Below are 1130 nucleotides of genomic sequence, written 5' to 3' on the forward strand. Positions count from 1 at the left end.
GCGCCGCCCTCGACGGCGCCAGCGCCGCCCTCGACATCGCCGCCCTCGCCACAGGACAAGACCAGCTCACCGACGACCTCAACGTCGCCTCCCTCACCTTCGGAGCCGCCGGCATCCTCCTCGGAGGCGGCGCAGCCATCGGCACCGCCATCAGCAAGACCAGCAAAGCAGCAGCACGTACGCCTGAGGCACTTAAGGTGCGCTCAAACGGCTCCGCCACTGCCCCCCTCACCACAGACAGCGCCAAAGTAAAGCCTGCGAGCAAGACGGAAACGAAGGCTGCTTCCCGGAAGGAGGCAGTGCAAAAAGCATCAGATAAACTGAAAGACAAAATATTTCTTCACGGAACCGGCGAGTGGGCGGCTGGCAATATTCGTAAAGTTGGCTACCGAGTTGACGGCTCCGTCAATGGGCGTGTCTGGGGTGATGGGGTGTACCTCGCAAGGAATTCTGGAGACGCACAGAATGCCGCAGACAAAACAGCCGACGCCGAAAGAAGTGGACTCGCTTCCAAGGGGTTCGCAAACTCCCAAGGACAAATACTCAAGAACAAATATAAGGGCGAAAAGCCCATCATGAAGATCAAACAGTCGAATGGAGTATTCACATCGTACACCTCATCCAAGAATCCGGAATACGATGAGATCTTGAATGTGAGATCTAAAGAGGAGATTAATGAGCTGGCTCAGCAAAAGGGGTACGGAGCACTTTATGTGAAGGATAAGAAATGGTTGATCGTGTTTGAGGGCCCGGACGTAGAGATCGTCCCATGATCATCTGCTACGCCGTAACGCCCGGTGTACGGCTGTCCCGTCGGCGCAGCGGAGGGGCAGGACAACGTCGCGGCGGCGCGGCTGCATAGACCGGTACGGGGCTTTACTGTCTTCGGCTCGTCGGGGTGAGGCTGGGTCGTCGAGGGTCAGGCCGGTGCCGACTATGAAGCCGTCGAGGGCGTCGGGCCGGTACTGAAGGCGCTTGAGCCGGTTGCGTACGAGGGTTCGAGCCGGTCGAGGCTGACCACAGCGAGGTTGGCCAGTACTACAGCCTCAGATCTTCGTGGTGTGATCGGTTGTGGTCGGGTGGTGGTCGCCGGGGGCGGAGGCGGGGGGTAGCGGGTCGCCGCGCCGGTG

1 protein-coding gene and 1 pseudogene are annotated in these 1130 nt (G+C 59.7%); one reads left to right on the forward strand and one right to left on the reverse strand.

Features of this window, described 5'->3' with window-relative positions; translation table 11 throughout:
- Positions 1-773: hypothetical protein (locus AC07DW_RS34585; protein ID WP_478861545.1), on the forward strand; the 773-nt coding region annotated here is incomplete at its 5' end.
- A 123-nt stretch (positions 774-896) separates the two neighbouring features.
- On the opposite strand, the pseudogene AC07DW_RS34590 reads toward AC07DW_RS34585, so the two are convergent.
- A pseudogene (locus AC07DW_RS34590) lies at positions 897-1036 on the reverse strand (IS630 family transposase); the annotation flags it as partial.
- Positions 1037-1130: the final 94 nt, after the last annotated feature.

This window comes from Streptomyces sp. NPDC045701 (genome assembly GCF_056432045.1).